Genomic DNA, 26,824 nt, shown 5'->3' on the forward strand with positions numbered 1-26,824 from the left:
ATCCTTAATATAAATATAAAAAAGCAAGGGATCCTTCAAGTTTGGATCCCTTGCAATTAATTCTTTATCATCATGGTTCTAGCCCACCACTTGTAGGAACGGCTAAAATAAAGTTGAGGATTCGATTAGCATAGCTCTTTGAACCCATATAGTCTTTAATGGTCGAGTTTAGTTCGCCTAAATTATCGGTAATAATCCCGTCAACATGGTTATACATCATCTGCTTCATAACATTACTATCATTAACAGTCCAAGAATATACCACATCTTTTTGACGGTGGGCTTGCTGAATAAATTCAAAGTTTAACGTGGAATATTCCATTGAGTACCCATCGGCAACGCTCTTTGGATAAGAAAAGTTGTACGGTTGGATATAAAGCACCTTTAACTTCGGATTCAACTGTTTCAATCTCGCAACAGCGTGATAATCGAGTGAATGGACTAAGTCATGATCCTTAATAATTCGTTTTCCGTACTGACGATTAAACCGTTTAAGCATCCCCTTAGAATCTGTAGGCGTGGTCTTCACCTCAATCAACAATTTTTGGTGAAGCTTTTCCGCTGCATTGAGGTACTGATCAAAGCTAGCGATTTTAGCATGGTGACCGTTCTCGTGAGCAGTTAAACGAGTCAGTTGGGCTAGTGTTAATTCATGTGGCGTCTTGTTAACCCCGGCTAATTTCTTTAGGTTTTCATCATGGAGAACCACAAATTTATGATCCTTTGTCTCATGAATATCCATCTCAACATAGGTTGGGTGTAAACGGTGAGTCTTCTTCATTGCAGGAATGGTATTTTGAACCCCATTTTCTTCCGCAACCCCGCGATGAGAAATTGTGACCGGCCGCGTCAACCCAGAACCTTTGAGGTAGTAATAATTATTAACTACCGCTAAACTACCGGCAAAGACTGCTAGCAAGGCAATTGCAGTCCAACCATGCCAACTACTCTTTCTTACCTGTTCATCACTTGTTGAAAAATCATCGAGTAAAGAAATCACTATCTGTAAGGCAATGGTCCCCGTCCAAATTGTTAGCAATTCACTAATAACCTGCACTAATGTCAAATTAAAAATTGCCATTACAAAAGCAAATTTCCCGGGAAATAAATCCATTAGCGTCTGTAAACCAAAAATTAATAGGTAAAATAAGCCTAGACTTATTGTGGTTACTACCACAAGTACAATTAAACGTTTAACATATTGCCACCACTCTAATTTCCGTGTGAGCTGCCAGCTTCTAACTAGAGCATCACGAGTACGGCGACGTTGATAAATCATTAAGGGCAAAGTGAGAATCAGCCGAATCCCAAGAATTGTAATGATAACGTAGAAAACAATCAAGCCAGCTAACAGCATATTGTTCCGCGTCATAAAGTCGAAAATAAACTCAGGAATTTGAACCTTCGAAAGTAATGGCGTCCGAAATACCAGATCCACAAAAGGCAGAACGAGAATAAAGTAAAGAAGCATTAGTGGTAACGAGCCAGGACGAATATTCTGTATCGCTATCCACGATTCTTTCATCAGTCGTTTGAAACTAGCCTGGTTACCCAGAATCAACCGCAGTCCCAATAGAAGGAACGCAAACTGCCAATAAATCACAAGAAGCAGGAGCACTAGTTCGATTAATAGCCCAATCACTACCATTGTGTGTTGTGTTACTAGTATTCCAATGTTTTGGTAAGAAATAAATGGGATTCCGCCCGCTTGCAAAATATAGGTCGTTGCTAACCGAAAAAGCGGGATAAAGATCAGCTGGTTAGCAAGATCCATCCCCACAAATAAAATGATAAAAGATATCCAATGTTGCCAAAAATTCTTTGAATACTGGCAAAGGTTACGCCAAATTACTTTCAAAACTACTCCCTCTTCAACTATTCATTCAGTGTCTTTTATGTCCTTACCATTATACAGCACTCATCATTGACGAACCTGCTTAATATTGGCAAGCGCAATGGCTGAATGATGATTAAAGAAGACTCTCCCGCGCTCGGGCTTAACTACCGATACCTGATCACGGAACTCTTCATAGTAGCCGACGTCATCATTAAAGTAGTTAATCACAACCGTTTGCTTCGTTCCTGCTAAGGACTGAAGGACATTAAGCAGGTGTGCTTCTACTTTAGCCGGAAGATACTTTTTATGAGAATATATTACTGCCTTTTGGTGAATTAAATTATTAAATCCCGTCAATGCTGCAAAAGGTGAAAATTGACCCGCGCGATCTGATTGTGGCATTGGCAAATGCCCCTTTGAATGTTGATAAGGACGCTTCATGATGTCGTTATACCGAGAAGTATCGGTAAATAATTTCTGCTCAATGATTTCTTTTTCATCCATTGCTATGCTTGATGACCCCCAATTTGAGCGTTTCGTTCTTTAGTTGTCGATCCCTTTTTCAAATCTGCTAAGTGCAGGACAACATTTTTGTTACCTAGTTTCTGCTGAAGTTTAAGGATCGTCGTTTGTAGCTTTTGGTCACGCTGACGCTTAATTGCCGCTACTCGCTCTTGTTTAATCTCCCTTTGCGGATCCTCAAAAAGATTAACCTGTTTGAAGTGCGGTGTTTTTGCTGCAATATCCTCATCAATCATGTGAGTAACAATTAACGTTATCTTCCTGATTAGCAGGTTAGGATTAACGCATTTTTCGTAAAGTTGCTTATAAATTTGCCTTAACTCTGAGCCGGATGCTGTTGGCAGGTCAAGTTTTTGATGTGCATGACTGGGTTTAGCCGTTCTCCGACCATAAAAGTCTTCAACTACCGGTCCCTGGTAATTAGGTGCATACTGAAGGCTCTGCGGATCATAGTTAATGACAATCCCAAAATCAGCACTAACTACATGTCGTTTGACCATACTCAATGCAACTGAATCAACCATCCCCTGAGCCGCAGCTAACCCTTCATGATACTTGTATGGCCTCATTAGGACTTGACTAGAATATATCCCGTGTTCTTCTGAATGGTAGTTCTTAATATCCGTAATCGTTGCTGTTTCATGTCCCCAGGCATGATCGATGAGTAGTTCCGCGTTCTTACCGAATTCACGATAAAGGATCTCTTCATTCAACGGATCCGATAACTTACCGAGCGAGCAACGGGCAATGTCCCCCATGGTATGCAAGCCTAATTTTTCCAATCGTTTTGCATAACCGCGACCAATTCGCCAAAAATCTGTCAGGGGCTGATGTGCCCAAAGATAGCGTCGATATTGGTACTCATTCATTTGAGCAATCCGGACACCATCTCGGTCAGCAGGAATCCGTTTTGCAACAATATCCATCGCCACTTTTGCTAAGTAAAGGTTTGTACCAATCCCGGCCGTTGCAGTAATTTCGGTTTCTAACTGAATCTGTTGAATAATTTGTTTTGCCAGTGTATGAGGCGATACTTGATGATCATGAAGGTAGTCTGTAACGTCCATCATCACCTCATCGATCGAATAGGTATGGATGTTTTCGGGTTTAATAAACCGTAGATATATTCCATAGACTTCTGCACTCTTTTCCATATAAAAATGCATTCGTGGTGGAACGATCCGGAAGCCAACCCGTAAGTTAGGCGACTTTAACAACTTCCCTCGGTAGATTGAACTATGCTTAGAGAGGTGGTGACACGTTGCTTTCTTTGCTCGTTCCCGGTTTAACCGATCAACGATTTGTTGAACTTCATATAAGCGCGGTCGACCAGGGACTCCAAATTGCTTTAAAGCTGGTGATACAGCCAAACAAATTGTCTTATTAGTTCGTGACCGATCTGCAACGACTAAGTTAGCATTTAACGGGTTCAAATGATGAGCAATACACTCAACCGATGCATAAAATGATTTCAGATCAATCGCCATATAGATTCTTTGTCGGTCATTCATCAGCTATTTTCCTTTCACTGTTTTTATTTATTATAACATCTTAATCGAACAAACGGTCGATAAAAACGCAAAAAAATGATCCCGACAATATGTCTAGGATCATCCATTTAAATATTTAGATCTTAAAAATCAACATCATCCGGATCTGCACATTGGCCACCGAGGTTAGTCAAAAGACTAATATTCTTCATTTCGTCATCAGTTAACGTAAAATCAAAGATGTCCTTGTTTTGAATCATCCGATTTTCGTGAACTGACTTTGGCAGCGGCACAATTCCTTGCTGAATAACCCACCGTAAACTAACCTGTGCAGGCGTTTTATCGTACTTATCAGCAATTTGCAGAATCGTCGGGTTAGTCATTACGCTAGCTCCCTGTCCGCCAAGTGGAGCCCAAGCCTCTACCAGAATATTATGTGCTTGCAAATACTTTACTTGTTCTGCATGTGGCCAGCCAGGGTGAACTTCAATTTGATCAACGGCTGGAGCTACCGTTGCCGTCTTCATCAAGTCAACGATATGGTGAGGCATAAAGTTACTCAAACCAATTGCCTTAATTTTGCCTTCTTTATACAGGTCTTCCATTGCTCGCCAGGTTTCAGCGTTAATTTTACTTGCATCAGTACCGAATTGCTTTTGGTTTGCTGGCCAATGAATTAAGTAGAGGTCAAGGTAATCCATTTGTAGGCGATCCAGAGTTTCTTGAAAGGCTTTCTTTGTCGATTCATAACCTCGATTATCGTTCCACAATTTACTGGTTACAAAGAGATCTTTCCGGTCAATTCCAGAATCCTTAATTCCCTTACCAACCGCTTCTTCATTACCGTATACAGCAGCCGTATCAATGTGACGGTAGCCAACCTTAATTGCATCCGCAACTGCTTTTTCAGCAACGTCAGCAGGCGTCCGGAACGTCCCGTAACCGACACACGGAATTTGGGTCCCGTTATTTAAATTCATCTTTGAGTTAATGTTAGTTAATTCAATCATTCTTTTTCACTTCTTTCACACTTACTATTATATAGTCTTTCTCTCATTTATGGTAATTTTTAAAATGTGTCTTTCTACTTCATTAAAATTCTATTATAATACTATTAAAATATTTCAAGGAGGTTTTCTATGCGACCACGAATTGCAATTCCAGCAGACACTCTAACCGAGGCTACTAACATCATTAACGAGCGCAATGCCGCCTATGCTCCTCGGCCACTAATCGAAGCGATCGTTAAATCAGGGGGCCTCCCGGTAATTTTTCCTAGCGTAGATCCCGAATTAATTCCAAACTACCTTAACCTTTTTGATGGAATTATTTTTGCTGGCGGAAGTGACGTTGACCCCACCTTTTATGGCGAGGAACCACACCAAGAGCTGGGATCGACATATTTTAAACGTGATCAGTTTGAAGTTGTCCTAGTAAAGGCTGCACTAGAAGCTGGTAAGGCATTAATGGGAATTTGTCGTGGAATGCAAGTGATTAACGTTGCTCTTGGCGGAACAATTTTCCAAGACCTGTCAGAAGATCCACGACAAACTTTAAAACACTCTCAAGATGCTCCAGGGAACTTTCCCTCCCACCACGTTAACGTCGATCAAGACAGTCGAATCTTTAATCTAGTAGGCTCTCGTCCTTACGTTAACTCTCGCCACCACCAAGCACTAAATCAAATTGGAAGTGGTCTAAAAGTAACTGCACGGGCTGATGATCAGATTCCTGAAGCAATTGAATCGGTTGATAACGATCGTGTTCTTGCCGTTCAATGGCATCCAGAAAATATGTTTAAACACTACGACTATTCTCAAGCACTTTTCGCTGATTTAATTCAACGGGCACAAGAATAAAGAGAAGAGGCAGGAAAAAGCAAAAATGTTTTTCCCTGCCTCTTGTTAATTCCCAGCTTAATTCTACCTGCGTAATGCTTCTCGTAACTCATCTGAGCTATAAATTTTGCCATCTTCAAACCCCTTAAACGGATTGATCGATTCTTGAGCAGCAATCTGGTAGCGTTTTGCTCGCCGAAGCGCATATTCCGTTAACGAGCCATCTTTAACATAGTTTAATAGCTTAGCACTTGGCGTTGTCAATGGATTCTCTACTCGGTCCTCCAAGTCTTCGAGCACTTCAGCATATTCCGGTCCCAATTGAATTTGATTTGCATACCGTTCAAGGCTCTTCACCAATGCCCGAGCAGTTGCCTGGTATTTGCAGTTTTCCCGTGGATCTTCTTCCGCGACAACCTCATTCATTTTATCAGCGTTTTTAAGAATATCATTAACTTCCTCTTCGTTTAGCGCTGGGTGCATGATGAAGTAGCTAGCAAGTAACCGAATGAACCGCAATGTCCCGGTACGAATCCCGACTGAACTGCTTGGATCAAGATCGAGCATGCGTAATTCAAGGTATTCGATTCCATTTTTCGGTAAATCCTTAAGATTGCGATTCCCCTTAAAACGAACTGAACCGTGGAATTCATAGTCTGATGTCAGGACGCCATCCTTAACTCCCTTTTCAATTCGCTCAATATAACGATCAAGGTTAGTAAAGTCACCAGTAAACTTAGTCCCAAACCCATACTTACTTTGACGAATACTACGGAGTGGATGCTGCGGTCCCTGACCATTTTCAAAGTAGTTTGCTTCCGCAATTGGACTAGCACCAAATAGGTAAGTGATAAACCAGCGATAGCGAACAAACCCTTGCGCTAATATCGTATAAAGGTAATTACGAACTTCCCGCTCATTTTTAAACTTTCCCGGGAAATGTTTTTGGACTAGTGCAATAACGTGCTGATCAATACTTAAGTTGATATGCGCACCACAGGGAGTCCCTTGTGAGTAGCCATGACGTTTTGCCCACTCCTTCAAATACGCCTCTTTTTCGGGACCCATCTTAGCAAGCCGTAATTTTCGCTTATCCTTTGGCAACCGTGGCGGCATTGATAATGGCCAAAGCAATTCTCCAGGAGCTAGTGCAGAACGTAACGAATTATTAATGACGTATAAGTAGTGCATTGCATCAAGCGCGTGTTGAGCAGACGGCGTTACCGTTTCAGACATTGTTTCCAAAAAATCATTGGTAATCCATGGATTGGTCTTTTCATCACCAATCGCTGACGGATATGGCTCCTGACTGATATTGCCATTCTCATCTACCCGTTGCATTTCAATTTCAAGCCCCATTGTAAAATCCTGAGTCTTTGCAACAGCTTCATTATCAAAGATTAATTGACCAATTTGACTGAACATTGCTGTCCCTCCTTAGAATTTTCTCATTATTTTCTAATAATATACATGCTATGGTTCTCTAAGGCAATATTCAGTCATAAATACTAAAAATATTAAGTTCACTACTGAACTAGGCTGCTGTTTAGGTAATAGTACAAATAAAATTTAAGTAGTTATCCAATTAATTTATCTAATCAAAGTATCAAAAAAGGAAACACAACGAAGAATTTCAACGTTGCATTTCCTTTATGCAATGATATTCACTTTTAGCAAGGATGGATTTAGCTGTTAATACCATCCATCCTCCTCCCAATTATCCAACTGAACTAATATTCTTAATTATTCATTTGATAGAGAGTTAACATTAGTTCATTTGCTTCTTAATTGCTGCCAGTGAAACATCACCAGTTTCAGCAAACTTAACATCGGCATCCTTCAATTCTGAACCGAAGCCGATAGAAAGTTCACCAGCACGATTAATTGATTCAATTCCTGCTTGAGCATCTTCTAAGCCCGCTACCTGATCAGCAGGAAGGTTCATTAACTTAGCTGCTTCACTATAAATCTCTGGGTCCGGTTTACCATGAGTTAACTTAGCAGGATCCACAATTCCTTCAAAGTAATCAGTAATTTGTAAGTACTTTAATACTTTAGGTGCGTTCTTAGAAGCTGAGGCCAAAACAATATGGTAATTGTTTTCCTTTAATTCGTCCAGGAAGTCCTTCATCCCCGGAAGAATGTCTGCAGGAGTCAATGTTTCAACTAACTTAATGTAGTTGTCATTCTTTTCGGTAGCCAATGCTTCCTTTTCTTCTTGGGTATAGTCATTCTCATGACCACCAGCCTTCAAGATTAATTCTAGGGAATCCATCCGGCTAACACCCTTCAAACTGTCCGCAAGTTCAGGAGTCCATTCTGTGCCAACCTTATCAGCAAGTTGGTGCCATGCTTGGCCGTGGAAACGGGCAGTATCAGCGATTACACCATCAAGGTCAAAAGCAAAACCTTTCAAATCTTCAAACTTCATTATTGAAATTCCTCCAGTAATTACTTCAATTCAAGCTTCTTACCGTCAAGATCAATGGTAATTGGGTCACCTGATACCAAGTCAATCTTAGTACCGTGCTTGTCAACCTTAACCTTCAAAATCCGACCACGGAACATTTGACGGAATTGGTATGAGTTCCACTTCTTAGGAAGGAATGGTGCATAGTGTAATTCGTTATCCCGAACACGCATACCAGCGAATCCTTGAACAATATCAAGCCATGAACCAGTCATTGAAGTGATGTGTAACCCATCTGAAGTATCGTTGTTGTAGTTATCAAGGTCAAGACGAGCTGAACGTTCATATAATTCAACAGCCTTGTCTTCGTAACCAATATCAGCAGCGATGATTGAGTAAACAGAAGCAGAAAGACTTGATTCGTGAACCGTAAATTGTTCGTAGAAGTCAAAGTTGTTCTTCTTTTGTTCCTTAGTAAAGTCATCAATGAAGTCCCAAAGACCTTGGATAACGTCCCCTTGCTTTACGTATGGTGAACGTAAGATCCGGTCCCATGACCAGTGTTGGTTAAGTGGTAATTGATCGCTTGGAATTTCAGAAACTGGTGTTAAGTCCTTGTCCATGAAGCCATCATTTTCTGGGAAGATGTCACGTTCCTTATCGTAAGGAAGGTACATGTTATCAACGATTCCCTTCCAACGACGCTTTTCGTCTTCGGAAACATTAAGCTTCTTAGCAACCTTATCGTCAACTTCGTCTAAGATTTCAAGAGTATACTTAAGAGTCCAACGGCAAAGAAGGTTAGTGTACCAATCGTTGTTAACGTTGTTATCGTATTCATCAGGACCAGTTACGGCGTGAAGCATGTACTTGTTCTTGTTTTGTGAGTAGTGAACACGATCTGCCCAGAAGCGAGAAATTTCAGTTAAGACTTCTGCACCTTCGTTGAGAACGTATGACTTATCGCCAGTATATTTAGTGTAAAGGTAAATAGCAAAGGCAATGTCCCCGTTACGGTGGATTTCTTCAAAAGTAATTTCCCATTCATTGTGACATTCAATCCCGTTGAAGGTAACCATTGGGAATAATGCACCATCGAGGTCTTGTTGCTTAGCGTTAACAAAGGCACCGTCTAATTGCTTGTAACGGTACATTAACAAGTTCCGTGCAACTTCAGGGTTAGCTACCCCAAGGTAAACTGGAATACAGTAAGCTTCGGTATCCCAGTAAGTAGCACCACCGTACTTTTCACCAGTGAATCCTTTTGGACTGATGTTAAGACGGTAATCATTACCGTAGTAAGTAGAGAAGAGTTGGAAAAGATTGAACCGAATTCCTTGTTGTGCTCCATCGTCACCATCAATTTCAACGTCAGACTTAACCCAACGATCTGCCCATTCTTGAACATGAGATTCGAGGAGATCGTCAAAGCTTTGGCCATCAAGCTTTTCACTTAATTCATCAAGGTGCTTTTCGATTGCTTCTTGAGAATCAAAGTCACGTGAAGTTACAACGACTGTCCGCTTTTCAAAGTTAACTTCCTTACCAGCAGCAACGGTTCCGGCAAAGTTGTTGTAAGCATCTTTTTCGTCAGTTCCGTCACCAACATGATCAAGGTCGGTCTTGGAAGTGGTCTTCATTCCAACAGTGAATTGTGGAGTACCAAAATCGTTCTTCTTGGTCATGGAAGTTAATTCGGCATGTTCACCATTAGCAGACTTGTTAAGAACATTCCAGAATTGTTCATCATAGTTAGCGTCTTCGTTGTAAACGTCAGCATCAATCATGCTGGTAATTTCTACCTTAGCATCATTAGTGCCACGGTTCTTAATGTGAAGACGTTGGCCAACCAATTCCTTTTGGGTAGCACTTACGAACCGTTCAAAATTGAAGTACATTTCGGTACCGCCAATTTCAACAATAAATTCACGCTCGAGGACGCCACGCTTCATGTCAAGATCAAGCTTAAAGTCCTTTGGTGTTTGCTTAGCAAGGTCAAGTTGTTCGCCGTTAACCTTAATAATTAACTTCATGAAGTTAACTGCGTTGATCATCTTACCGAAGTACTTAGGATAACCATTTTTCCACCAACCAACACGAGTCTTGTCTGGGAACCAAACACCGCCAAGGTATACACCTTGCATGTGGTCAGCTGAGTATCCTTCTTCAAAGAAGCCACGCATTCCCAAGTTTTCGTTAGCTAAACTAGTCATTGATTCTTGAAGACGCTTATCTTCAGGATCCCATTTATGAGTTGCAACGTGCCACGGAGCAATTTCAAATGTTTGTTTCATAATTCAATTCCTTCCTTCTTTAGACAATAGGGCTGTGGCTAATTCCCGTCACAGTCCTATTCTAGTTTAATCTACTTTATTATTCAGCTTATCCGCCTTATTCAGCGTAGGTTTCCTTAATTGTACCAACTGAAAGGGCACCAAGAGCTAACACAATTCCACCAAGGATGAACATGTTAACTTGTGAGTTACCGAAGAGTGGGAACAATGCGAAACTAAGCAATGAGGCAACGATTTGTGGTAAACAAATTGAACCGTTGAAGAGTCCAAGGTAAGTACCCATGTGCTTACCAGACAATGCGTTGGTAACAATTGTTAATGGGTAAGTGTTCATTCCGGCCCATGCAATCCCGACAAGGATGTATGAAATAATCAATGTCCATTGGTCGTGGATAAAGAAGACAGAAATGAATCCAAATGCACCAAGAAGCAAACTACCAGCATAGCCTAGCTTGTGGTACTTGTTAGGAACCTTAGCTAAAACATATGACCAAACAACAGCAGCGATTGATTGAACGGCAGCTAAAACACCGTACCAGTTACCAGCGGCTTGGTAACCTGCTGAAGTAGCGTTGGTAGTATCCCAAACGTTCTTCGCAATAGCACCTGCTGAGTATGTCCAGAGGTATTGGAAAGCAAACCAGCAGAAGAATTGAACAAGGGTTACAGTCCAGAATGCCTTAGGAGCAGTCTTTAGTAAGGTGAACCAGTTTCCACCTTCCTTGTTATCTTCTTCAGTAATTCCGTGATACTTAGCGTAAGTTGCTGGGTCATATTCGTGAACCCGGAAAACAGTGAACAGACTAGTAACAACCAGTAAAGCAGCACCAACATAGAAAGCAACCTTAACAGAATCAGGAACAACCCCTTTAGGAGCAATGTTCTTAACCCCGAACCAAGTAAACAGGAATGGGAAGATAGCGGCTAAAACGGCACCGGTGTTTGATAAGAAACTTTGAATACCGTATGCATAACTCTTTTGGTCATCGTTAACCATGTCCCCAACCATCATCTTGAATGGTTGCATTGCAACGTTAGATGACAAATCAAGGAAGGCAACGGTAATAGCACCAAACCACAGTGCAGCTAGTGAACCATACCCGAAGCCAAAACTACCTGAATTTGGCAACAGTAACATAACAATAACAGCAACAATCATCCCTAAAAGAAGGTATGGGAGACGCCGACCACCGAGCTTTGGTGCCCAAGTACGGTCGGAATAGTAACCGACGATTGGTTGAACAACAAGTCCCATTAAAGGTGGCAGGATAAAGAACCATCCCAGGTTGTTAGGATCGGCACCAATGGTTTGGAAAATCCGACTCATTTGTGAACTTTGCAAGGTGAAGGCAGTCTGAACACCCAAGAATCCAAAGTTGATCATCCAAATCGTACTCTTGGAGAGTGTTGGCAAGCCTGCGCCCGCTGGCTTTTCTTGACTCATAATTACACCCCTAATTATCTTAAAATTAATGCTTCTCGTCATGAAAGCGCTTCATGACGTTTTACAATTAATAATATACCAGATTCCTCACTTTTGCGCAACCGTTTGCACAAAATTTTTGGAAGGGTTTTCTTTATTCAAAAACAAAAAGACTGAAATACCAATGATTTCAGCCTAATTTTTCTTTAATTTTAACTAGTGTGCTCTCGTATTAATTAACTTGAAATGTGACATAACTGTGGTGCTTCATTGGATCGAAAAGCAACTTAACCGCCTCTCTCCCCAACTCACGGGGACGCAAATCAACCCGCCCATCACTATTTGTCAGCATCCCCATTAACCGACTATTGTTAAAGCAAAATACTGGTAACGAGCGCTTTTGCAATTCATGAGAAAAGCGAACAAATAACAGATCATCAGAGAATAATAAACCATCTGTTTCGGGATGGTTATTAAGAAAATCATCCAACGAATCAGCATTCGTACCCAATTGCCAAACAACTGCTTTTAAATGATGAGTTCTCATGCATTCATCATAACCAGCTGCTCGTTCTCGCTCAAACAACCAGGGATCAACAGATTCAAGAAAAGCTGGATGAGTTAAATGATGGGTTTTTAACAGTTGTTCTGTTGCTGCTTTTCCGGCAGCAATATTGTCGTTATCAACGAATCGATCCGGATATTGATCCATTGGGTGACCGATAATAACAAAGTTAAGGTTATTCTGCCGTAAATAAGCTGTTATGGGGTCATTGCTCATTGCATAAAAAACCAGAAAGTTATGGACCTTAGATTGATCAACCATTGAACGAACCTCTTCAAGCAATTCGTCTTGAGTTGCGGCGATTGCTACCACCATTTCGTAGTGTAGTGGCTGAAGTGCCGTACTAACTCCCCGCATGAGGTCAATATGAAATGGGTTTGCTGGTGCCGTATCTTCCGTAACTGGAAAAATTAACCCCACCATATTCGATTCTCCACGAGTAAGATTCCGCGCAGTGTAGTTAGGTTGATACCCTAACTCTGCCGCAATCTTCTTAACCCGTTCTCGCGTCTCCTGACTAATTCGCGGATTATCATTCAACGCCCGTGATGTCGTTGAAACGGATACTCCCGCCTGTTTTGCAATGTCCTTAATTGTTACCATTACGGCCGTCCCTCGATTTCAAATGGAATAAACTCACCTAATTCTACCAGGTAGAGTCCCATCTGAACAACCGGTATTGGTTTCATAATATTTAATGCTTGTCGATATAACTCCAGCTGACCACGATAACGACCAGTAATTTTAGCTAATTCAAATTCTCGATACTGAGGATTAATATGATCGGTTTTATAATCGACTAAAGTAATTCCTTTAGGCGTTTCTAAATAGCCGTCAATAATCCCATGAACCAGGATCCGCTCATCATCCCTTGCTTGAACCTCTTTAAATAGTTCATGACCATTCATTATCATCGCAAATGGTTCTTCCCGATGATAGTTTTGCCCATTGGCGATAATCTGTCGTCCTGGATCTGTTTGGAAAAATGCAGCAATTCCTTCCATATTAATAAACGGTGCTACTGCAGAGTTAATTAGGTGTTCCTTAACTAATTGCTGAATCTCTTTTTGGACTTGCTTCACCGTGATCTCTTTGTCGTTTAGCGGTAATTTTTGAAATACCAAGTGCGTGGCAGTTCCGACTTCTGTTGCCGCTGGCGATTGATCACCTTGTTGAATAAACTGTGGTGTCGCAAAATCGTTTCTTAAATAAAGTCCGCGGTTCTTCACCTTTCGTTGCTGTTCATAATCCCACTGACCCATTTCACGATTATCCGGATCTTCAAATACCCGTTTTACATCCGTAACTGATTGATAGGCCGTCGTTTTGGTTGCGACTTCGTGTGGATAACGAAAGGCAAGCACTTGATCAATCTCCTTTGCTGACGGGGACTCAAGTGATTGCGAACCTACTTCATCCGCTACATTGATTGGCTTAGTTAATTTTTCCAGTTGTTGCTCAACATCAGTAGCGGTAAAAGTTTGGGCAACGAAGAATGGTTCTGTCGCCATTCCGGTAAATCCTTTTCCCGTATTAAGGGGACTATCTTCCAAAATAATTCCCTTATCTGTTATGTCATCCCCTGAAATACTTAACTTAGCAGCATTAAACTGCTTAGAATACCGTGCAAGCGCTAAACCGATCCAATCCATAAAGGACTTCACACTTATCCGTAACTGCGAACCAATCAATTGCTGGTTGCTTTGGAATGCTTTTTGCCAACCATTCCATGCTTCAACTAGTTTTTGGCCCCTTCGCGTTTCGTTAAACGATGCCGTAATGATCAGCCGCTGTTCAGCTCGGGTTAGCGCAACGTAGAGGACCCGCAAGTCTTCTGCTCGTTCGCCTTGCTGAATATTATTTAAAATAATTTGTCGCTGTGGCGTATCATAAACTAGCCGTTGCTGATCCATTACCTTAATACCAACTCCAGAATTCGGGTCAACAACCGCATTTTCCCGAACAGCCGCGTTATTAAAATGATGGTTTGTATTAATCAAGAAAACAACTGGAAATTGAAGACCCTTGCTCCCATGAATTGTCATTACGTTAACGGTATTCGTATCTAATTGTGTTGGCGCTACCCCCAGATCCTGATCATGTTCCTGCATTTTTTCAATAAAGCGCGTGAACTGGTAAAGACCCTTAAAGCTACTTTGCTCATAAGTATGCGCCCGCTCATATAGTGCATGAAGGTTGGCCTGTCGTTGTTGCCCACCCGGCATTGCACCAACGTAGTCTAAATAACCCGTTTCCTGATAAATATGCCAAATTAAATTAACTAAGGTTTGTTGTTGAGCTACTTGCCGAAATTCAGTTAATTGCTCAATGAAAGTAGTTAGTTTCTGCTGAAGACGTGTTAACTGATCAGAATTCAATGCTGACGATTGCTGAAGGTGGTGACTTTCAAAGTTGCTTTGACACGTCGTTAATGCCGTATAAAAGTCTGCCCGCCGGTTTTGAAGCCGAATAAAAGCTAACTCTTTATTACTAAGGCCAACAATTGGTGAACGAAGAACTGCAACTAACGGAATATCTTGCTTAGGATTATCAATAATCTTTAGCAATGCCATCATTACCCTGACTTCCGTTGCTTGAAAATAGCTTTCGACATCATGAACTGTCAGCGGAACTTCCAGCTCATTAAACTGTTCCATTAAAGTATTATTAATGTTCTTTGTTCGCTCAAGGAGAACGATATCCCCATACTTAACTGGCCGCATTTGCTGTGTTTTTTTATCGTAAATCAATTCTTTATTAGTTACCATCTGTTTGATTCGCATGGCAACCATCCGTAGTTCTCCAGTTAACTTATCGTCTTCTTGGGGAAGTTTAGGATTGGCGTTGGCATCATAAAGCAATACCTCAGCAGGGGTAACCTGGTTATCTGGATTTTCGTCGTAATAGGTTGCGGCATACTTCAAATGAGCATCCTTATCATAATCAATCTCACCGACCTGACGATCCATCAACTGTTCAAATAGAACATTTGTAAAACCGGTCACGTTTTGCATTGACCGGAAGTTTTCTGCTAGAACAATTGATTCACCACCCTTTCCCTTACGATAATTCTCATATTTTGCAAGGAAAAGAGTTGGATCTGCCTCACGAAAACGGTAGATTGACTGTTTTACGTCACCAACCATGAATAAGTTTTGCTGATCTGGACTGGCTAATTGCATCAAGATCTTTTCCTGAAGCGGGTTGGTATCCTGATACTCATCAATCATAATTTCTTGATAGTGTTCACGTAATTCGTTAACAAGGGTAACCCAATCTGGCTGATCCGCAGGTGGCGTTAAGATTTGGTAAGCATAGTGCTCCAAATCGCTAAATTCTAAAACATGACGATTCAATTTTGCTTGTTGGTAAGCTCGTGAAAACTCAATTGTAACCGCTGATAATTCATTTAGGATTCCGGCCGCATGATTTGCAACTTGCCGGAAACGTTGTTCATCATATTCAAAGTAATCTGTCGCTAAGGATTTCAGTTGTTCTTTGAGTCCGTTTCGCGCCTTTATTAATGACTGGTAAGTCTCATATTCGGGATCCTTCTTCTTTGCCCCGCCACTCATTCGAGCATATTTAACTCCCTGAAATGCGGCACGGATGTCTCCCCACTGGTCTTGATCCAAACTCGTGATCAGATCCCTAATTTGTTCCTGGTCACTTTTGATGATTTCAGCTGGTTTATCATATCCAAGGTCTGCCATTCGAATACTCAATTCGGCATAGTCATTCATCAGCTGTTTCAAATTATTTTTAACAACTGGTTTTAGCTGTTCTTGATAGAATTTGGTACTAGTAATTGAATCATTTCCCAGGAAATAATTGTCAGCTAGTCCTTGTAACCAGCTCTCCGGTTCTGGCTGAGCATTTGCTGTTTCATATAACTTCAAAACCAGATCATCTAATCCTTGTGCGTCACGGTCATTAGAGAAATTAGTTACCAGTTCGCTAAAGCTTGCCCGCTCATCATTGGCTTGCTCAAGTGGTGATTCATATAGTTTTTCACTAACTTGTTGCCAGATTTCTTCTTGAAGAAGGAGACGCTCGGTATCATCCGTTAATAGCCGAAATTGAGGATCTAAATGGATTAAGTAATAGTAGCGCTTTATTAGTTTTAGGCAAAAGGCGTGAATGGTACTAATATCGGCCGTAGCTAACCGATTAATTTCATTAATCATTCGCCGCTGCTGTTGCTGTTCTTCAGCGTTATGCACTGGTTGGCGGACTGCTTCTTGGAGAGCTTCACGAATCTTATCCCGCATACTCTTTGCCGCGGCATCCGTAAAGGTCACCATCAACATCCGATCGACATGAATTCCCTCTCTGATCAATTTAATAGCACGTTCAACCAAAACTGCTGTTTTCCCTGATCCTGCTGAAGCGGAAACAAGAATGTTCTTCCCACGATCATCTATCGCTCGTTGTTGACTTGGCGTTGGGTTAAATGTTGCCATTACTCTTTAGTCCCTCCTTCTTTCTTTGCATTATCAAAATCTTCCTTCGCTTTCCGTGGATCAAGCTGACGGTAACGCTGCTGATCCAGCATATTGTCAAATTGATAAATATCCTTGAAGTCGCTATAGTCTAATCCCGTTGACCGTTTACTTCCCTCAATTAACCGGTAAGGATTTAACTTAACCTGTCCCTCAAGGATTTTATCTCCCGCGGCAATAATTAATTGTTTATTCCATTCTTGGAGCCAGTGTAACTGATCAGGAGTAACAAGGAGCGCGTCCTTTTTAGCAGAAATGCCGCCCTTTTTAGTAACCTTTAACGGGTACAAGACCGACTGATTATCTTGAAGTTTCTGATCGAGCGAGTCAAGGATCGCTGGTTCATTCAGGAGAATTCCCTTGTATTCGTGGGAGCTTAACTGTAACTCTTCTAAATCCTTATGCTGGTTTCGTTTCCAATCAAACTTGGGATTATTTAAGTGCAGGTATAATGCTCCCGCAAGCCGTGCTGTTGGCTCGTCTAATTCCTGCAGATTGCTTTGTAACCCATTTAAATAGGTTAATAACTGTAAGGAAATGCCATAGTAAGCCGATGTAAGGTCAAAGGTATGGTTGCTTGATTTGTAATCAACAACGGTAAGAAAATCACTTGGCTGTAAAAGATCAGTTAACTGCTCCTTAGGAAGGCGATCAATTCGGTCAATTCGGCCACGCAAATAAATCCGATCTCCAGAAGCTAATGGGTAGTCTAATGCTTTCAAGTTAACTTGATTTGGACTGCCAATCCGGCCAAATTGCGCTTCAGTCTTAAAAGGTCGAGCCTCAGTATACTGAGCTTGCTGACACATTGTTTTAAGCATTGTTGTCACAATCGTCCGTAACTGGTGATACTGGAACTTTGCCTGGGTTGATGATTCCGTTAGTCGGACTAATTCAGGCTGGTTCTTTTCAGCGGCCTGTAACGCCTCATCAATAAACCTTCTTAATTCCTGCGAATCAGCTACTAACTCCTTTAATTCAACTTGTTGTTGACGAGTGTTATTAATAAAGGTCTCCATCGCCTTATGGAAGAAAGTCCCGATCCGATCAGAAGACATTTCAAGGCGGTCTCGTTTTTGAAGTTGTAAACCATACTTTAAGAAATATTCGTACTGATTAATGTAAAAGTTTTGCAACTGTGAAATTGAAGCATACAAAACCCGTTGTCCACCCTTATTAGGGGTAGCGTGGAGATATAATGCTTGCGCTAACGTTGCTCCAATGTCGTCCACAACGTTATGGTAATTAAATCCTTGATTTACCATTTCTAAGCGCTGTTGAAGTCTTTTTCCTAAAGCATTATCAGTAGCATCTGAGCTTAACTGCCACTGCTTTGCTAATAAAATCAAATCCTGTTTAATTTTTTTCCAGGCCGATGGCATCTGGACTGGTGCAGCAACTGCTTTTTGGTCATCCCGTACCTGACGGCCTACCCGCACTAGCTGACTTAGACTAGCTTCCGGACTACTGATGAACTGCTGAGCACTTTCCCTACCAACCTTACTAGTTACTAATGGCGAATTAATAATCGGTTGCTGGAGATAAGCAGCCAAGTCGCGCATATATGGTGAAATCGTCAACTCTTTATCATCATTGGTTGCTTGTGGAGCCGTGAAAATCAACTGTTGCTTTGCAGAAAGCATCCCCAAATAATGCACAAATGGTTCATTATTCAATTCTGTTATCATGTCAGCCGGTAAGTATTGAAAATCATCATCTAAATATGGAGCTAAGATCTGCTTATCTTGATCAGTCAGTAATCCATCGTTTTCGCGTACTTCTGGCATCACATCATCAGTTGAGCCGATCATAAAGACAACCTTTTTATTTTGACTTTGCACAATTCCCGTTTCGGAAACAACCACTTGATCAAGCGTTGCTGGAATTTGGGAATATTGGGCTGCTGAGAAACCGGCTTGGATAATCTCATTAAATTTTTCAAGATAATCGTCGATATTCTCCTTGTCCAACTGATCTTCTCCAAGGATCTCGACATATTCTTGAAGGATCTGGCAAAACTTTTCCCAAACTTGTTGTGGCTGACGTGCCAAATCAAGATCACGAGTACTCTGATATTGTTGCCATTGATATAGTCGTTCAGTAACCCCATTTTGTTGCAAAAAGTTAAACAGCATCGTTGCCAACTCCCGGCCTGATTCTGCTTCCTTTAGTTGGTTTAAAAATGGCACGATTGTTTCAACAACGTAATTATGAACAATCGCTAATTGCTGATTTAATTGTTCTACTTGCGGAGTGGTTGCTTTTTCTCGCTGGTCCTCAGCATCTTTAACGGTCCATAAGTCTGAGTTTATCCAATCCTGTTTTCCGCGAATTGCCTGCTTTAAACACCAATTTTCGGTAGTGAATACCGCTTCTTGAAAAGTCTTGATTGGCATTAACTCACCAGTCGCTAATCGTGGTACCAATAGCCACGTCTTTAGCAACTGCATAATATCTCCTAATTGATACCCTCGTTGGTCAATACTAAACAACGTGCTTAACAAGATTACCAGCGGATGCTGATCCATTTTACGTTCATGATCATCAAAAACCGGTACCTGATTTTGTGCAAAGATCGGCGAGATCATGTTCTGATAACCATCGAGGTGCCGGGTCAAAACTAAGAAATCCCGGTAACGATACTTGCCACTAGCGACCAACTGTCTAATTTTTATGGCTACTTTTTCTAATTCTTCACGACGATTTGCCATTGTATAAAATTGAACCGCTGAAGGTACCGTCAACTGGCTAGTTTCCGTTGTTGAAATTGGTCCTGCTGCATACCGCTTAAAGTAATGATCAACCCTTTGAAGATCATCATTAACTCGCGGTTGTGTTGCAAACCATACATTCGGCTGAAGTTGGATTTGTTGTGGTTCTTGCTGAGCCAGCTTCCAGAGCCGTCGATAAACCATTGCCGAGGAATAGAACAAATCATTTTCGGCAGGAACTTCACTTGGACTAGGGTGATTTTGGTCAGGATAACCCCGATCGAGAACCAGTGAGACCATTGTAGCTGCCCCATTTTCTACTAAAGCATCAACAATTCGTTGTTCACTAGCAGTAAACTGTGCAAATCGATCAATAAAGAAGTGCATGTGATGAACTTCTTTATTAGTTTGTAAATACTTAACTAACTGCAAATAAAGCTCATTATTTCCCAGGAAATTTTGCCGAAGTTGTTCCTCATAAGCATGGTAAATAATCTCAATATCATGCATCTTAGTTAGCCAGACACGGTTAGCCCCTGATGATTGGTCTTGCTGAATTTGCTCAAGGATCACTGAAAAATCGTCCGCTGAAATATTAGCACTTTTTAGTTCTTCTAATTGCTCCGTCAGCTTCTGAATAAAGCCTGGCCGCTTAATTTCGCTTGCATAAAGGTGTAGCTCCTGAGCATGTTCCTGAGCCACTTGGGATGTCAGCATCGTCATTCCGATCTTAGAAATTCGTGGTGTTTGAAAAGCTGGTGTATCACGTAAAAGGAACCACGCTAACCGGCTAAAGGATAGTACCTGAAGCTTTTCTGAAGCAAAGCGTTGATCATTATCAAGGCCCATTCGTTTTCGTAAACCAGCCAAGATACTTATTTCTGTTTCAAATTTAATATGGTTAGGAACCAAGTAGAAAAACCGGTCTTTAGCTGAGGCCTTTTTCATTTGGTCTGCCAGTTGATCGATCATTACTAGTTCATGATCCATTGCACGAGTGCCTAAAACAAAGCCTAGAGTTCCCATGGTGATCCATCCTTTTTACATAAATTCAAATTCAATTTTACCATACGCATCGAACAAATGTTTAGGTAAATTATTTAAAAAGGAGCAGTCCATTAGTAATAAAGGCCCACTCCCAACAATAATATTTCTTTATAAGTATGCCTGCTTAAAGAAGATGATTGCCTGAGTTAGAGCAAGCAATGCAATTACCCAGCGCATCAATTTAGCAGGGACATATCGTAAAACAATTGGTCCTAAGTAACCACCAATAAACATTCCTACTGCCATTGGAATTGCATCCCACCAATAAATTTTTGATGTGAATGAATAAATAATCAAGGCAACGAGGTTAGTAAAGCCGCAAACCGCATTTTTGATTGCGTTTGATACTAAAAAGTCCTCATCAGTCAAGTATGTTAATAATACTAAAATTACAATCCCGCTTGCGGCACCAAAGTAACCCGCATATCCCCCAACAACTATCAGGAGAAAGATATACAAAACTTTTAACCACTGAGGTTTCTGTTTAGTTAAGTCGGGTTGGTGCTTCCCTGAAACTAAAATCATTGCACCCGCAATCAAAATAAAGAACGGGACTACTCGTTCAAACACCTTCCCCGGAAAAGCAAGTAAAAGAATGCAACCAATAATTGAACCGATCACAGTAAAGAAACCGTAGATCCATACCTGACGCCAGTGACCGTGGAGTTCCCTTCCAGAAGCAAATACCGCGCCCAGGCTATTCCAAATCAGTGCAGCATCATTTGTCACATTAGCATAGACTGGAGCTACACCAACACTTAAAAGCAGTGGGTATGATGCCAATGAAGCAAAAGAAGCTGCCGAAGCTAAAATTCCCGCAACGACACCACCAAGTAATAAGTAAATTAATGTTCCAATCGATGGAATTCCTGCCATTTCTCTCTCCCTATCAAACTAACTTATTAAATCCTACAGAATCGGTGATAGTAACCGTGAAAATGTCTGCTTAAACCGCAACCACCGCGATTGGTTGGCAAACATTTCTGGCGTAATCACCCGTGAACTACGAATATCATTTACAAAGATCTGTTCTAGCTTATCCGTCATATTGCGATCGTAAATAAAGGAATTAATTTCGAAATTTAATTTAAAGCTTCGAAAATCAAGGTTTGCAGAACCAACACTTGCCATTCTGCCATCGATCATGATCGTTTTGGCATGCAAAAAACCATTTTCGTAAAAGTAAATGGTGATATCATGGTTTGCCAATACTCGAGCATAGTATTGAGTTGCCCGGTAAACAAACGGATGATCCGGCTTGCACGGAACCATTATCCTGACATCTACTCCCGAATGAGCAGCTACCTGAAGCGCATCAATCACACTATCATCTGGAATTAAATATGGGGTTTGAATCCAAATATGATCAGTCGCAGCGTTAATTAACCGCAAATAACCTAACTTAATGTTTTCCTGTGGTGATTCTGGACCACTAGAAACGATCTGCAGTGACGTTTCGTTCCCAAGCTGACTCTTATCTAATTTAATTTCAGGGAAGAAGCGCCGAAAATGCTTAATTCGACTTTCCTGATGCTTAACTGAGGCATTCCAGTCACGAATAAACCGCTGTTGTAGGCTATATACACCGCCACCGATAATTCGGAGGTGAGTGTCACGCCACGGACCAAACTTCTTTACCCGCCCAAGGTACTGATCACCAATATTAAAGCCACCGACATAGCCAATTTTGCCGTCAATTACAACGATCTTACGGTGATCACGGTAATTCAACCGAAAATCAATAAAGTTGCTATGGGTCATCAAGAATGGCGTTGCATAGCCGCCACGTTTACGGAGTCCGTTATAAAAATCAGAACGAACCCCCATCGAACCCCATGAATCATAAAGCACCCGAATCTCAACGCCCTCTGCTGCCTTCTGCTCTAACAGGGTCCGTAATTCATTCCCGATTTGATCATTATAGATTGTATAAAATTCAATATTAATGCTCTTTTGGGCCGCTTCAATGTCAGCAAAGAGCTGTTGAAATAGCTTATCACCATCTATATAAACTTTGACATTATTATGACGGGTCAGAAAGGCGTTATCTAAACTTTGAAAAAGCATTACCGTCCGTCGATACATTTGAGCAGTTGAATGCTTCGGTTTTGGCATATTTTGAAACTGAACCTTTTGCCGGTCAACAGCCTGTTTCAATTTCAATTGCGTCTGCGATTTAATTCGCTCTAACCGACGCTGTGGCAACTTTCGTCCGAGAAACGCGTAGATAATAAATCCAACTACCGGAAGCAATAATAGCACAAGCAGCCATGCCCAGGTTGCCGCAATATCTCGCTTTTCTCTAAAGACCGTAAATAGTGCCGCAATTTCGTTAATAACGACAATTGTAATCAGCAACCACTTAATAACATTCCACGTTAATATCATTACGGCACTCCCCTTTTTTATCCCTTTAATTCTAACTCATAAAAATTGGATAACCAACGGCAGTTACAAAATCTTTCTTTTTTTGTTCTATAATGAAAGAAATTTATTAGTGAACCGAGGTTAATTTAAATCATGTCAACAATTTATCTTCGCCGCGCTAAATTAGCAGATCTCGATACTATTATGGAGATCATCGAGGAAGCGCGAAATTCACTTAAGAATGATGGCAACCCTCAATGGCAAGATGGTCACCCTGATCGTGCAATGATTGCTCATGATATTTCCCAGGAAATAAGTTGGGGCCTCGTGGTAAATGATCAAGTTGCCGGAACTGCAGCTCTCCAACTTGCTCCCGAGCCTTCATACCAAAACATTCATAATGGCCAGTGGAGTCACCCTCAATCTCCATATGCCACAATTCATCGAGTAGCTCTTTCAAGTAATTACCGTGGACAGGGACTCGCCAAGTTCCTCTTCAGTAACCTTATTACTGTCGGTCAACTCCAAGGACGGACTAACTTCCGCCTTGATACTCACGAAAAGAACAAACAAATGCAGAAGCTAGCTCATGATTTTGGCTTTATTCGTTGTGGTGAAGTTACCGTTAATGACAAAAACGACCCAAAACGGCTTGCTTTTGAACTAAATCTCAATCACGGTTATAAAGTTACAAGAATTACTAACGACTTTATGAAAGGACTGTTAAAATAGGAAGTGTAGGATATAATTTTACTTATAGGAGGGATTTTATGCAGTACGCAAAAAACGATCTGGGTTATTTAGTTCGCCAACACAATGAACTAGTTAATAAGATCCAAAAAATTCATCCAGAAATTGAGCAGCTTAGTAAGCGAATTGGCTTAAAGCCAGATGATGACTTCTGGAAGATGTACTTAAACCAACAATGGTTGCCTACTAGTACAGCAATCCAAAGTCGCCTCTTTAGGCTTCAAAAAGAGTTCTTTGATCTCGGTGAACGAGCCGGATTGATTGAAATTAAGATTAACCAACTAAAAAAGAACGCTGCTTAATTAGCGCTTAACATAGTTAAAAATAAAATGACGGTGACCGGGGAACATTTCGTATTTACCGGCCACCGTTATTTTAATTACAAAGAAAGACTTACCCGCAGTCCCTGGTTAACCTTTTTCATTACCGAAGTATCAAGGTGATCAATCCGATCCATCAGTCGTTGCTTATCGATCGTCCGAACCTGTTCCAATAAAACAACTGAATTTTTAGGAATTCCAGTTACTTTAGTTGTCAGCGGAACATGTGTCGGCATTGGTTTCTTCTGTGAGTGCGTAGTGATTGGGGCCACAATAACAGTCGTGCTAAAGTGGTTACCGACATCATTCTGGATAATTAAAACCGGTCGTTGTCCCCCTTGTTCCGAACCCACTACTGGTGAAAGATCGGCATAAAAAATGTCCCCTCGTTTTACTTCTTTTGCCTTCATTCAATAAATTTCTCCTTAAGCTATCGTTATGATCTCATTTTAAAAAGAAAGAAGACAGGAAACAAGTTTCCTGTCTTCTTTCTTCATTGAAAAGCTTACCGATTACTTGTCGTCTTCAGCTTTTTTATCGTTGTCTTCGCCCTTGTCAGTCTTTTCTGACTTGTATTGATCACTGTCATCTTCGGCAGCATCCTTAGCATCAACGATTACTAACTTACCATCCTTCATTTCAGCAACTAAGTGCTTTGCATCAAGGTGGTCAAGGTAGTAATCAGTTACCTTGTCACGAATTTCACGTTCGATAACCCGACGAAGCGGACGAGCACCCATTGCTTCATCGTAACCTTCATCAATAAGGTATTGCTTTGCAGTTGGGGTAACCTTAACATCCATTCCCTTCTTAGCCAAGGTCTTGTTAACGTCAGCTAACATCAAGTCAACAATCTTCTTCAAGTCTTCCTTAGTCAAACTGTGGAATTCAACAATTGCGTTGAACCGGTTCAAGAATTCTGGACGGAAGTAATTAGTTAACTTCTTAATCAAGTCTTCTTCATCGTTGTCGTTACCTAACTTAACTGGAGCATCATTGGAGTATCCAGCGTTTGAGGTTGCGATAATTACCGTGTTCTTGAAGTCAATAGTGTTTCCTTGACCATCAGTTAAACGACCGTCATCAAGGACTTGGAGCAAGAGGGTAATAACTTGTGGGTTAGCCTTTTCAATTTCATCTAACAAGATAATTGAGTAAGGGTGACGACGAACCTTTTCAGTTAAGGTATTGCCGTTGTCATCATAACCAACATAACCAGCAGTTGCACCGATTAACTTAGAAACGGCTGTCCGGTCTGAGTATTCTGACATATCCAAACGAATAATGTCATTCTTGCTACCAAACATGTCGAGAGCTAATTGCTTTGCAAGTTCAGTCTTACCAACACCAGTAGGACCAACGAAGAGGAAACTGCCAATTGGTGAGTCACCTTCATCAAATCCGGCACGGTTACGACGAATAGCTCTAGCTACAGCTTCAACAGCCTCATCTTGACCAATAACTTTGCCTTCTAGCCGCTTATCCATGTCCTTCAACCGTTCAACATCGCTAGCGCCAATCTTAGAAACTGGAATACCAGTCATTTGTTCTACAGCGTTAGCAACATCTTCAGGGGTTGCGGTAACCTTGTCATTTTCGGAGCCTTCCTTTAATTGCTTTTCAAGATCAGCAATCTTCTCCTTAGCGGCTTGAGCAGTCTTGTAGTCTTCCTTCTTGGCTGCTTCCTTTTGCTTCTTCTTTTCGTTTTCGATATCCTTTTCGATTTGCTTTGCATCGTGTGCTGGGTGCTTAGCAGCTAAGTGGGCAGCAGTCATATCTACTAAATCAATTGCCTTGTCAGGTAATGACCGTTGTGGCATGTATTGAACTGAGTAGTCAACTGCAGCTTGAAGAACATCATCTGGTAACTTAACGTTGTGGTGACGTTCGTACAAGTCACGAATTCCCTTTAGGATAGCGATTGTGTCAGCCTTGCTTGGTGCGTTAACTGTTACTGGGTTGAATCGCCGTGCCAAAGCTGCATCCTTCATAATCGTGTTCCGGTATTCATCTTGAGTAGTAGCACCAATAACGGTAATTTCTCCCCGTGATAGTGCAGGCTTCATGATGTCGGACATTCCCTTGGAGCCGCCAGCATCACCAGCGGAACCAGCACCAATGATTTGGTGAATTTCATCGAAGAAGAGAATAATGTTTCCAGCCTTCTTGACTTCATCAATCAACTTTTGCATGTTCTCTTCGAAACTACCACGGTATTGGGTACCAGCTTCAAGACTAGAAACATCAATACTGATAATTTCCTTGTCCTTAATTGCTGCTGGAACATCGCCAGAAACGATTGCTTGAGCAAGACCTTCTACAACAGCAGTCTTACCAACACCAGCATCACCAACTAATACTGGGTTATTCTTTGTCCGCCGACTTAAAATTTCAGCGGTTTCTTGAATTTCCTTGTTCCGACCGATAACTGGGTCAAGTTCGTGACGACGAGCTTCTTCAGTCAAGTTCCGGCCTAACTTGTATAAGATACTTTCCTTACCTTCATTAGGTTGTTGGCCTGGTTGTTGTTGTGGAGCAGCTCCACCAGGTAACTTTCCAGTTTGACGATATTGTGCAAATTCTTCAGGAGTGACTTCTCTACCGTTAATGAGGTAGCGGCGGTTATCAGAATTAAGACCGTTCATATCCCCCATTAATTGGTTAAAAATGTCATTCATGTCTCCATCAAATGGGTTCATTGGGTTTTGTGCCATAAGTACATTCCTCCCTTAATTTTCTTTAATTACT

The 26,824-nt window shown here is 41.2% G+C and carries 18 protein-coding genes; 3 read left to right on the top strand and 15 right to left on the bottom strand.

The annotated features are described in order from the left end of the window. Positions 1-70: 70 nt before the first annotated feature. The 4 genes from HMPREF0549_RS00375 to HMPREF0549_RS00390 form a co-directional block, all read right to left on the bottom strand. Positions 71-1,858, bottom strand: a complete 1,788-nt coding sequence (locus tag HMPREF0549_RS00375) for a glycerophosphoryl diester phosphodiesterase membrane domain-containing protein (RefSeq protein ID WP_003716256.1) — start codon at positions 1,856-1,858, stop codon at positions 71-73. Positions 1,859-1,921: 63 nt separating this feature from the next. Further along, complete coding sequence (locus tag HMPREF0549_RS00380; protein ID WP_003716257.1) at positions 1,922-2,341, bottom strand: hypothetical protein; 420 nt, start codon at positions 2,339-2,341, stop codon at positions 1,922-1,924. Positions 2,342-2,343: 2 nt separating this feature from the next. Continuing rightward, entirely contained in the window at positions 2,344-3,870 is a 1,527-nt protein-coding gene (locus HMPREF0549_RS00385) for a Y-family DNA polymerase (RefSeq protein ID WP_003716258.1), read from the bottom strand. Between the two features lie 122 nt (positions 3,871-3,992). Beyond that, on the bottom strand, positions 3,993-4,859 hold the full coding sequence (locus tag HMPREF0549_RS00390) for an aldo/keto reductase (protein WP_003716259.1): 867 nt from the start codon (positions 4,857-4,859) through the stop codon (positions 3,993-3,995). 129 nt (positions 4,860-4,988) lie between these two features. Between HMPREF0549_RS00390 and HMPREF0549_RS00395 the strand changes: the two genes are divergently transcribed. Continuing rightward, positions 4,989-5,708, top strand: coding sequence for a gamma-glutamyl-gamma-aminobutyrate hydrolase family protein (locus HMPREF0549_RS00395; protein ID WP_003716260.1), 720 nt, complete (start codon positions 4,989-4,991; stop codon positions 5,706-5,708). Positions 5,709-5,771: 63 nt separating this feature from the next. Here HMPREF0549_RS00395 and HMPREF0549_RS00400 read toward each other — a convergent pair whose 3' ends face one another. The 9 genes from HMPREF0549_RS00400 to cls form a co-directional block, all read right to left on the bottom strand. Further along, on the bottom strand, positions 5,772-7,112 hold the full coding sequence (locus HMPREF0549_RS00400) for a glutamate--cysteine ligase (protein WP_003716261.1): 1,341 nt from the start codon (positions 7,110-7,112) through the stop codon (positions 5,772-5,774). Positions 7,113-7,455: 343 nt separating this feature from the next. After that, positions 7,456-8,118: a beta-phosphoglucomutase gene (gene pgmB, locus HMPREF0549_RS00405; RefSeq protein ID WP_003716262.1), complete on the bottom strand. Its 663-nt coding sequence runs from the start codon at positions 8,116-8,118 to the stop codon at positions 7,456-7,458. A 20-nt stretch (positions 8,119-8,138) separates the two neighbouring features. Continuing rightward, positions 8,139-10,391, bottom strand: a complete 2,253-nt coding sequence (locus tag HMPREF0549_RS00410) for a glycoside hydrolase family 65 protein (RefSeq protein ID WP_003716263.1) — start codon at positions 10,389-10,391, stop codon at positions 8,139-8,141. Between the two features lie 97 nt (positions 10,392-10,488). After that, entirely contained in the window at positions 10,489-11,835 is a 1,347-nt protein-coding gene (locus tag HMPREF0549_RS00415) for an SLC45 family MFS transporter (protein WP_040530578.1), read from the bottom strand. A 211-nt stretch (positions 11,836-12,046) separates the two neighbouring features. Next, positions 12,047-12,982 carry a LacI family DNA-binding transcriptional regulator gene (locus HMPREF0549_RS00420; RefSeq protein ID WP_003716265.1) on the bottom strand — a complete coding sequence of 312 codons (936 nt, stop codon included), beginning with the start codon at positions 12,980-12,982 and terminating at the stop codon, positions 12,047-12,049. Then, entirely contained in the window at positions 12,982-16,842 is a 3,861-nt protein-coding gene (addA, locus tag HMPREF0549_RS00425; RefSeq protein WP_003716266.1) for a helicase-exonuclease AddAB subunit AddA, read from the bottom strand. Before addA ends, HMPREF0549_RS00420 begins: the two co-directional genes overlap by 1 nt. Beyond that, a complete protein-coding gene (locus HMPREF0549_RS00430; RefSeq protein WP_003716267.1) occupies positions 16,842-20,618 on the bottom strand; it encodes a PD-(D/E)XK nuclease family protein in 3,777 nt (1,258 codons plus the stop codon). The genes addA and HMPREF0549_RS00430 overlap by 1 nt, the downstream gene beginning before the upstream one ends. A 129-nt stretch (positions 20,619-20,747) precedes the next feature. Continuing rightward, positions 20,748-21,515, bottom strand: a complete 768-nt coding sequence (locus tag HMPREF0549_RS00435) for a sulfite exporter TauE/SafE family protein (RefSeq protein WP_003716268.1) — start codon at positions 21,513-21,515, stop codon at positions 20,748-20,750. A 33-nt stretch (positions 21,516-21,548) separates the two neighbouring features. Then, positions 21,549-23,027, bottom strand: a complete 1,479-nt coding sequence (gene cls, locus HMPREF0549_RS00440) for a cardiolipin synthase (protein ID WP_003716269.1) — start codon at positions 23,025-23,027, stop codon at positions 21,549-21,551. Positions 23,028-23,159: 132 nt separating this feature from the next. Here cls and HMPREF0549_RS00445 point away from each other — a divergent pair, with 132 nt between their 5' ends. Continuing rightward, positions 23,160-23,738, top strand: a complete 579-nt coding sequence (locus HMPREF0549_RS00445; protein WP_003716271.1) for a GNAT family N-acetyltransferase — start codon at positions 23,160-23,162, stop codon at positions 23,736-23,738. A 38-nt stretch (positions 23,739-23,776) separates the two neighbouring features. Further along, entirely contained in the window at positions 23,777-24,058 is a 282-nt protein-coding gene (locus HMPREF0549_RS00450; RefSeq protein ID WP_003716273.1) for a hypothetical protein, read from the top strand. Positions 24,059-24,135: 77 nt separating this feature from the next. Here HMPREF0549_RS00450 and HMPREF0549_RS00455 read toward each other — a convergent pair whose 3' ends face one another. Next, a complete protein-coding gene (locus HMPREF0549_RS00455) occupies positions 24,136-24,486 on the bottom strand; it encodes a type II toxin-antitoxin system PemK/MazF family toxin (RefSeq protein WP_003716274.1) in 351 nt (116 codons plus the stop codon). A gap of 102 nt (positions 24,487-24,588) precedes the next feature. Then, positions 24,589-26,790, bottom strand: coding sequence for an ATP-dependent Clp protease ATP-binding subunit (locus HMPREF0549_RS00460; RefSeq protein ID WP_003716275.1), 2,202 nt, complete (start codon positions 26,788-26,790; stop codon positions 24,589-24,591). Positions 26,791-26,824 lie beyond the last annotated feature (34 nt).

Origin of the sequence: Limosilactobacillus vaginalis DSM 5837 = ATCC 49540 (assembly GCF_000159435.1) — a bacterium.
GTDB lineage: Bacteria > Bacillota > Bacilli > Lactobacillales > Lactobacillaceae > Limosilactobacillus > Limosilactobacillus vaginalis.